9 protein-coding genes and 2 tRNA genes are annotated in these 8,246 nt (G+C 49.4%); 5 read left to right on the top strand and 6 right to left on the bottom strand.

Annotation, left to right across the window (positions count from 1 at the left end; genetic code table 11):
* Nucleotides 1–45: 45 nt before the first annotated feature.
* From LAY57_RS32530 to lpdA, 3 genes are all read right to left on the bottom strand, one after another.
* On the bottom strand, nt 46–363 hold the full coding sequence (locus LAY57_RS32530) for a DUF5340 domain-containing protein (protein ID WP_249071329.1): 318 nt from the start codon (nt 361–363) through the stop codon (nt 46–48).
* A gap of 193 nt (nt 364–556) precedes the next feature.
* Nucleotides 557–1,456, bottom strand: a complete 900-nt coding sequence (gene trpC, locus LAY57_RS32525) for an indole-3-glycerol phosphate synthase TrpC (protein ID WP_249071328.1) — start codon at nt 1,454–1,456, stop codon at nt 557–559.
* Nucleotides 1,457–1,683: 227 nt separating this feature from the next.
* Complete coding sequence (gene lpdA / locus LAY57_RS32520) at nt 1,684–3,111, bottom strand: dihydrolipoyl dehydrogenase (RefSeq protein WP_249071327.1); 1,428 nt, start codon at nt 3,109–3,111, stop codon at nt 1,684–1,686.
* A 175-nt stretch (nt 3,112–3,286) separates the two neighbouring features.
* Here lpdA and LAY57_RS32515 point away from each other — a divergent pair, with 175 nt between their 5' ends.
* The gene (locus tag LAY57_RS32515) at nt 3,287–3,538 is read left to right on the top strand and encodes a hypothetical protein (protein ID WP_249071326.1); all 252 of its coding nucleotides are present in this window, start codon (nt 3,287–3,289) and stop codon (nt 3,536–3,538) included.
* Between the two features lie 368 nt (nt 3,539–3,906).
* On the opposite strand, the gene LAY57_RS32510 is transcribed toward LAY57_RS32515, so the two are convergent.
* A complete protein-coding gene (locus LAY57_RS32510) occupies nt 3,907–4,686 on the bottom strand; it encodes a TrmH family RNA methyltransferase (RefSeq protein WP_249071325.1) in 780 nt (259 codons plus the stop codon).
* A gap of 136 nt (nt 4,687–4,822) precedes the next feature.
* A tRNA-Leu gene (locus tag LAY57_RS32505) sits at nt 4,823–4,904 on the bottom strand.
* A 201-nt stretch (nt 4,905–5,105) separates the two neighbouring features.
* Between LAY57_RS32505 and murA the strand changes: the two genes are divergently transcribed.
* From murA to LAY57_RS32485, 4 genes are all read left to right on the top strand, one after another.
* Complete coding sequence (murA, locus tag LAY57_RS32500) at nt 5,106–6,476, top strand: UDP-N-acetylglucosamine 1-carboxyvinyltransferase (RefSeq protein WP_249071330.1); 1,371 nt, start codon at nt 5,106–5,108, stop codon at nt 6,474–6,476.
* Between the two features lie 149 nt (nt 6,477–6,625).
* The gene (locus LAY57_RS32495) at nt 6,626–6,790 is read left to right on the top strand and encodes a zinc ribbon domain-containing protein (protein ID WP_249071324.1); all 165 of its coding nucleotides are present in this window, start codon (nt 6,626–6,628) and stop codon (nt 6,788–6,790) included.
* Nucleotides 6,791–6,851: 61 nt separating this feature from the next.
* Nucleotides 6,852–7,730, top strand: a complete 879-nt coding sequence (locus LAY57_RS32490; RefSeq protein WP_249071323.1) for a M48 family metallopeptidase — start codon at nt 6,852–6,854, stop codon at nt 7,728–7,730.
* A tRNA-Leu gene (locus LAY57_RS32485) sits at nt 7,709–7,792 on the top strand. Before LAY57_RS32490 ends, LAY57_RS32485 begins: the two co-directional genes overlap by 22 nt.
* Nucleotides 7,793–7,832: 40 nt before the next feature.
* On the opposite strand, the gene dndE is transcribed toward LAY57_RS32485, so the two are convergent.
* On the bottom strand, nt 7,833–8,231 hold the full coding sequence (gene dndE / locus LAY57_RS32480) for a DNA sulfur modification protein DndE (protein ID WP_249071322.1): 399 nt from the start codon (nt 8,229–8,231) through the stop codon (nt 7,833–7,835).
* Nucleotides 8,232–8,246: the final 15 nt, after the last annotated feature.

The raw sequence follows: 8,246 nt of genomic DNA, 5'->3' as shown, positions 1-8,246 counted from the left end.
TGTTACTGAGCCTGCCGAAGTATCCCGCCGCTAAACTGAGTACAGTTATAGCGGGGGACTTCCCGGCGAGTAGTTAAGACGATCTGGACGAGAGTTCAGATCTGGTTTCCCCAACTTGGGCGCTTCAGCTGATTGGGAACTTACATGATTGATCGACCAGCGATGCTCCATCGGCAAATTAGCTCGTTCGCAAGTTTCTTCAATTTGCTTCTGTATAGCGACCGCTTTACGCAGCGTAATAATCAGCTGGTGAACTTTCTCCTTTAGTTCTGGCTTTTGGGATGCTGCGAACATTGTTTGCCGTTCTAGCAGTTGGAGTATAAGTTCGTAGTGTACTGGAGAGGGAACAAGAATTGGTTCCATGAATGCGAATCTACCTCATGCAAACTAATACATTGGGGTCAATTTGGGGTCAATTTGGGCAGAGGAACGGGGAAGTGATTAATGACTAATGACTAATACCCAATCACCTTTGTTTTGCAGGTGTGGGGGCGGAATAATTTTAAGTTATGAGTTTTGAGTTAAGACTGTTAATTAAAAACTCAACACGCATAAATCATGACTCTGGTAGCTCACTAACAAAAAGATCTGCGATCGCAGATGCAGGATCTGGCTGCTTGACCAGCGATTCACCTATCAGCACCGCACCAGCACCCGCTTGCGCTACTAAGCGGAGGTCGGCTGAAGTATGCAGGCCCGATTCACTAACTACTAGGATGCCCCGTTCCTGTAGTTGGTTCCCCCTTGCTGCTAAGATATCGCAGGTTGTTTGCAGATCGACCCTAAAATCTTTCAAGTTGCGATTGTTAATCCCAACTAGAGTAACTTTTTCTAAGCCTAACACGCGGTCTAGTTCTGCCAAGGTATGCACTTCGATCAATGCCGTCATACTTAAGGCATTGGCGATTTTAACAAAGTACTGTAAGTCTCTATCTGAGAGTATGGCCGCGATCAGGAGAACGGCATCGGCACCTTTGATGCGGGCTTGATAAATCTGATAAGGATATATTACGAAGTCTTTGCATAGCAAGGGCAAGTCAACGGCAGCACGGATGCGTTCCAGGTTCTCAAAGCTACCTTGAAAGAATTTGGCGTCGGTCAAAACCGAGATACAGCTAGCACCGCCTTGTTGGTATATTTGAGCTAGAGCTACTGGATCGAAATCTTCACGGATGACGCCTTTACTCGGAGATGCCTTTTTGACTTCGGCAATCAGGGCAGGTTTTTTAGCCGCCCCTAACAAAGCTGCCACAAAATCGCGGGTGGGAAGCAAAGAAGCTATTTTCCCCTGCAACTGGGCCAAGGGTGCGCGTTCCCGCATTTGGGCGACTTCAGTTTCTTTGTGCCAGACAATTTCCTCCAAAATATTATTTGGTGTGGCATCTGGCATAGCAACTTGATAGCGCAATTCCTGTACGACAACTGCGGGGTTAGGGGGACGGCGGCGGATTTGCATACTGGGGATTGGGGATTGGGGATTGGGGAAGAGAGGGGCTCCAGGGGCTCCAGGGGTGGGCTGTGAATAACCTTACTTATTGATTAACTTCTTCTTCTGTCTTCCCTAGCCCCTAGCCCCTAGTCCAGGATGGCGGAAATAACTCACCACTAAAAATTGCCAATGATTGCTCTGGAAATCTTGATTTTTACCACTGACAATTGACAACTGACAACTGACCACTTGCACTAGCCCCTAGCCCTCTTGTAGGCTTCATCCAGGACTTCGGAGAGGGTGGGGTGGGCGTGGACGAGATAGGCTAGCTGATGGACGGACTGGCGAGATGCTATAGCTGATGCTGCTTCGTGGATTAAATCGGAAGCGTGCAGACCGATGATGTGGACGCCCAGGAGTTCGCCTGTATCTTTACGGTAGATTACCTTTGCCAAACCGTCTGATTCTACTTCTGCGATCGCTTTCGAGTTACCTTTGAAGTAACTTTTTACTGAGGCGACCTCAAATCCTTCGGCAGATCCCAATTCTTTAGCTGCTGCTTCAGTCATACCCACAAAGCTGATTTCCGGGTGGGTAAAGGCGGCGGCAGGGATGCTGTGATAGTCTGGGGAGCGATCGCGTCCGCAGATATTTTCTACTGCCGCAATACCTTGGGCAGAGGCTGCGTGAGCTAGCATCATTTTGCCAGTTGCATCTCCAATTGCCCACAGGTTAGCTACTGGTTCGCCTGCGGATAGCACTGCCATCTTGTCATTTACGGGGATAAATCCTCGTTTGTCTGTCTCGACGCCGACAGATTCCAAGCCCATATTTTGGGTAAAGGGAATGCGACCAGTCGCCACCAAACAAGCGTCTACTTCCAAAACTTCAATGACTTCTTTGGTTTTAGCATCGGCTAACTCGATAACCACTGGCGATCCTGGAGTGACTTTCTTTGCGAGGACACCCACTTTTGTGTCGATGTCGCGGGGTGCGATGAGGATTCGTTCAGCGATTTTGGCAATATCCCGGTCAAATCCCGGCATTAGTTCTGGTAGCGCTTCAATTATGGTAATTTCGCAACCCAACGCTGAGTAGATATCGGAAAACTCTAAACCGATGTAGCCGCTACCAACAATTGCCACCCAAGGAGGCAGCGATTCCAGCTTTAAGGCGTCATCGCTGGTGAAGACTGTTTTGCCATCAATTTCAATTCCTGGGGGAACCCAAGGCACCGAGCCGGGAGCGAGAATGATATCTTTTGCTGTAATGGTTTTTTCACCAGCTTCTGTGGCCACGGTAATTTTTTGCGCCCCAGCCATTTTGCCCCAGCCTTGGATAATATCTACGCCCAAGCGTTTGAGGCTGTTGGTCATATCGCCCCGCAGCTTGCTGACGATGTTGTCGGCGTGGTTTGCGATCGCACTTCGATCGAATTCGACGCTGCCCACATTTATCCCCAGCGATTTGAGATGATGGGCATTGCGTAACTCGCGCACGCGACCGGATGCCGCCAATAGCGCCTTTGATGGGATACAGCCGCGATTGATGCAGGTTCCGCCCATTTGGCCTGCTTCCACGATCGCGGTCTTTAAGCCGCAGCTGACGGCATGGAGGGCGGCACCGTGTCCGCCCACCCCAGCACCCACGATCGCGAGGTCGTAATCAAATCCCTGACTCACTGAACTTCTCCTGGTGCTAAGCGCCCTTCTTAATTTTCAACTGACTGGGTGATTTAGACAACATTAATTTTGCGGTGATACGATCTTGGGGTCAATATTGGGCATATTAAATACAGGTCAGATTCTCATCAGTCGTAGCCCTGGTTATTGACCCGCAGTTTGGGAGTGAAATTTTATGGATCGGAGTAAGCGAAATCTGCGTCGTGAGGCCGCTAAAGCTTTTATAGCTAGCTTAGACCAGTTGGAGAATGTGTTGGTATCGGATGCAGTTGAGGCATCGGCATCTTTGTCTCGTGCCTTGGATGGAGCTTCCCTGTCACATCCGCAAGCAAGTCCAACTCCAATTGAACCATACGATCTCGATCGGGCCGCAGCTGAGATTGAGGCTTTTTTTCAGTCGCAATCAAAAGATCTGAGTGCTTCTTGAGTGCTTCTTGAGTGCTTCTTGAGTGCTGAGTGCTGAGTGCTGAGTGCTGAGTGCTGAGGCTAGATAAGTTTTGAGGTTTTTTGATATTAGTTATCAAGCTTGTTGGTTGGGAGTGCTGAGTGCTGAGTGCTGAGGCTAGATAAGTTTTGAGTAAATATTCTGAATTCAAAACTCAACGCCAAAACTTATAACTATTTGCTATGACCCAAAAGGGGCTAGTGCAGCGCAGCAAAAATAACCCACCAGTTCAGAAGTAGTTAAATCCCTTACAGTCAAAGGATTTTTGACTTTTGAATGAGTGACTTTTGCGTAGCGGCACTAGGGCGTCGGGATGGGAGAAAAATCATCCAAAATCCCAAATCCAAAATTCAATGAACTTGTCGTTGTGCTTCGTACAAGATTAAGGCGGCTGCGATCGCGACATTCAATGATTCTACGCCGGGACTAAGAGGTATTTTCACTTGCTTGTCTGCCAAAGCTACTAAATCTGGGGATAGTCCAGCGCCTTCGTTGCCTAGCAGAATCAAGGTTGGCAGGCGCAAGTCGAGTTCCCAGTAGGTCAAGTTGGCGTTCGGGACAGTGGCTACCACTTGCATCCCACGGGCTTGAGAGTCTTGAACGAGAGATAATAAATCGGAACTGACTGCCATTGGGAGGCGGAACCACTGCCCTGCTGAAGCTCTGAGTACTTTTGGGTGATCTAAATCTACACTATCTTCACTTAGCCACAATCCGGCAGCACTGGCTGCGGCGGCGGTGCGGATTGTCGTACCGAGGTTGCCGGGGTCTTGGATTGTTTCTAAGGCTAGCAGCACACCTGGGCCTGACTGGGGTGGTGTTTGGGTAAGAGACCTTGGTGCTAGAGCTACCACTCCATCGGGTTGAACTGTGGTGGCTAGAGCTTTTAACACTTCTGGACTTACCAGTTCCATCCGTTCGCAGCGTTTGCTTGCTTCTTGCCAAAGTTCTGGATAACGTTCCTGCCAAGCTGACGTATAACAAACCGTCCGCAGGGGATAATCTACAGCACAGGCTTCTGTCAGCAGGTGCGTTCCTTCCAACAGAAACATCTGCTGCTCTTTCCGCTCTTTGGCTTGATGCAGTTTGCGGATTTGCTTTACCAGTGGATTTTGAAGACTCGTCAACATTTAGGGGCTAAAGGCTAGGGGCTAGGGGCTAGGGGCAGAGAGGAGTAGAGGGGCAGGCTGTGAATAAGCTTACTTTTTCTTCCCTTTTCCCTCTTCCCTAGCCCCTAGCCCCTACTCTCTAACCCCTTCATTGGTATGCGGAACCCGGGACTTGAACCCGGAAGGCTTGCACCACATGAACCTGAATCATGCGCGTCTACCAATTCCGCCAGTTCCGCTTGTTTTTATTTATCTCGCGATTTATTATTATGCTGCAAGTCGTTGGGTTTGTCAACTACTTTACTTCAGCCAAAAACGGGAGCGGAAGAAACGGGTCACAAAAATTACTTCAGATTATGGACAACTGGAATGTTTCCTGTAGAATCTAAACAAAATTTGAAGAAGATGTACAAACGTAAATTGATTCGGAGGACAGGACAATTATTCCTACTATCGGTTTAACAGAGAGCCATGCTTCGCCCGAAGCAGATAAATCCGTTCTAGAAATTTGGGGTCGCTCTACCCTAAAGGGTCACGTCCGAATTAGCGGTGCGAAGAACTCAGCGTTGGCGATCATGGCTGGGGCTTTACTTTGCCCGGAAGATTGCCGTTTGCGTAACGTGCCCTCCTTAGCAGATGTGGCGAGTATGAGCCAGATTCTGTTAGCATTGGGCTTGAAATTAGAGAAAAATGGCGATATTTTAGACATTGATGCCCGGAACATCAGACAATCTCAAGCGCCCTACGAGTTGGTCAGTCAGTTACGAGCCAGTTTCTTTGTGATCGGGCCAATGCTAGCGCGTTTGGGAGTGGCTAAGGTACCGCTCCCTGGAGGTTGTGCGATCGGCGCTAGACCAGTGGATCTGCACGTTAGGGGTTTGCAAGCGATGGGAGCTGACGTTCAGATTGAGCATGGGATAGTTCATGCTTATGTCAGCGGTAGCAATCCTCGGCTCAAAGGTGCCAACATCTATCTGGACTATCCCAGCGTGGGTGCCACGGAAACCTTGATGATGGCAGCAACCTTGGCGGATGGCGAAACGATCATTGAGAACGCCGCACAAGAGCCGGAGGTTGCCGATCTGGCTAATTTCTGTCAGGCGATGGGGGCTCGGATTCGGGGTGCTGGCACAAATACGATCATCATCGATGGGATGAAGAGGTTGCATTCTGTGGATTACAACATTATTCCCGATCGCATTGAGGCTGGTACTTTTTTGGTGGCTGGGGCGATTACGCACTCAGAACTGAGTGTATCGCCGATCGTGCCAGACCATCTCACGGCGGTAATCTCCAAGCTCAGGGCAATTGGGGCTAAAGTAATTACCGAATCTCCTAATTGCCTGCGGATTATTGGTGCCGAAAGCCACATAGCAACGGATATCGAAACATTACCCTATCCCGGTTTCCCAACGGATATGCAGGCGCAGTTCATGGCCTTGCTGACGTTGAGCGATGGGGACAGCGTGATTACAGAAACGGTATTCGAGAATCGTTTGCGCCATGTAGCGGAGTTGAATCGCATGGGGGCAGATATTCGGGTCAAGGGCAATCATGCGATCGTGCGAGGTGTGCCCATGTTATCCGGGGCTCCAGTAGTGGCGACCGATTTACGGGCTTCTGCGGCTTTGGTGCTGGCGGGATTGGCCGCTGAGGGAAAAACTACCATTAAGGCATTACAGCACCTCGACCGGGGCTACGAAAACCTGGTTGCCAAGTTGCAAAATGTGGGGGCCCGATTGCAGCGGTTAGAAGGGGAGGGAGAAACGGAGTCACCCTCAACTTCTCTCAATCCGGCGAATGTGGCTTAAAAGGATTACCCTACCAATGCTGGGGCGGTATGGGCAGTTATTTGCAACCTGCCTGTAACGCTTCATGGAACTACCAAGGTTCTGTTATTTATTAGGGTGCATTTTGGTCAAATCATTAAAAGGGCGACTAAGATCCTTGGTAGAGGGTTTTGACATTATCAGAACGAGTTTATCGATGTGATTGTGGCTTAGAATTGGATAGAGATTTAAATGCGGCAATCAACATTGAGAAATTAACGCGGGAAGTTCTCTCGTGTCTGCTTGTGGATGGGGTGCTGCCGACAGTCCCAGATGAAACAGGAAGTTTTTGTTAATGAATGTTAGCAAAAATCGAACGGCAAACCCACTTGGCAACTTTCTGACAATTTCCCTAGTATGTCTTTCTCAAAAACACAGTTAATCGGTCTGAAGGCAGACCAGTTTCGCCATCCGCTGGATCTGGAAGCAACCAAGGCACTCAAGCAGTTGCCTGGTTTTGACCTGATGGTGCGGAATTTGCTTGGGCCTTTGGCCGAACAGTTTTTTTACTTGGAAAATATTGCGGCTAGCGTTTTGGTGGGGGAGACGCAATTGCCCCACTTGCACCAGATGCTGTTAGAAGCTTGTCGGGTGTTAGATTTGGAACCACCCCAGATGTATGTGCGGCAGCATCCGGTGCCGAATGCTTACACTTTTGCGATGCGGGGGAAGCAGCCTTTTGTGGTGCTGCATACTTCTCTGATTGAGTTGCTGACGCCGGAGGAGATTCAGGCGGTGATTGCCCATGAGTTGGGGCATCTGAAGTGCGAACACGGGGTTTATCTGACGATCGCAAATATCATCATTCTGGCAGCGGGTCAATTACCTTCTTGGGGTGGTTTGATTGCCCAATCGCTACAGGGACAAATGTTGCAATGGGTAAGATGTGCTGAGTTTACTTGCGATCGGGCGGCGCTGCTGGCCATCCAAGATTCTAGGGTGGTGAGTTCGCTGCTGATGAAGTTGGCTGGCGGTTCGCCGACTTTGGCACCTCAACTGAACCTGGATGCGTTTCTAGCGCAGGCACGGGCTTATGATGATATTAGTAGCAGTCAATTGGGGGAAATGCTCAAGGAGGCGCAGACGGCAACTCTGACTCATCCGGTGCCGGTACTGCGGGCTAGAGAGATCGATCGCTGGGCTACCAGCAAAGATTATCAAAACCTCTTGCAAAATAATGGGAAGCTAGGTTATAATAGTAAAGCTTCACCCAAGGGCGGGTGGCGGAATTGGTAGACGCACTACACTCAAAATGTAGCGGCCTTACGGTCATGAGAGTTCGATTCTCTCCCCGCCCACTTTCAAAAGTCAAAAAAAAGAAGAATAGGACTTATTTGGCTATGGGCTATTTTGAGATGGGAGTGCGATCGTAATTAAATCTTCTATCTTTTTAATATTGGGGTCGCCTGCTAAGTAACCGATGCCTCGATGCAGGTGGAGGCGAAATTGGGTGGCGAGGATTTCTTTGTCGCATCCCAAACCGTCGTTGTGGCACCTTTGCTTGAGGGCTAATAATAATATATCAGACATTTCGCCCCCGAAGACTCGCCATGTCATTTCGACGTTGCTGTCGGCGGGAATGGGTACGGGGGAAGGGATGCTTGGTTCGGCGAGGGAACGACAAAAGGCCCAGCGACACAGGATGTTCCACTGGTCGATTTTGGTGAAGCGTCTGAGTTTGAGGAGTTGGTCTTTGGCTGTTTGGGATAGTAGAATTCGGTTGGTTGGTGGTTCCATAGGTTTTTTTTACCA

It is taken from the genome of Argonema antarcticum A004/B2 (assembly GCF_023333585.1).
In the GTDB taxonomy this organism is placed as follows: domain Bacteria; phylum Cyanobacteriota; class Cyanobacteriia; order Cyanobacteriales; family Aerosakkonemataceae; genus Argonema; species Argonema antarcticum.
Note: the sequence above shows the minus strand (reverse complement) of the source record. Positions and strands in the feature narration are given on the sequence as shown.

Excerpts from the sequence above, each read along its gene's own strand:
- LAY57_RS32530 (WP_249071329.1), bottom strand. The coding sequence starts at position 363 with ATGGAACCAATTCTTGTTCCCTCTCCAGTACACTACGAACTTATACTC.
- trpC (WP_249071328.1), bottom strand. The coding sequence starts at position 1,456 with ATGCAAATCCGCCGCCGTCCCCCTAACCCCGCAGTTGTCGTACAGGAA.
- LAY57_RS32515 (WP_249071326.1), top strand. The coding sequence starts at position 3,287 with ATGGATCGGAGTAAGCGAAATCTGCGTCGTGAGGCCGCTAAAGCTTTT.
- LAY57_RS32510 (WP_249071325.1), bottom strand. The coding sequence starts at position 4,686 with ATGTTGACGAGTCTTCAAAATCCACTGGTAAAGCAAATCCGCAAACTG.
- LAY57_RS32490 (WP_249071323.1), top strand. The coding sequence starts at position 6,852 with ATGTCTTTCTCAAAAACACAGTTAATCGGTCTGAAGGCAGACCAGTTT.
- dndE (WP_249071322.1), bottom strand. The coding sequence starts at position 8,231 with ATGGAACCACCAACCAACCGAATTCTACTATCCCAAACAGCCAAAGAC.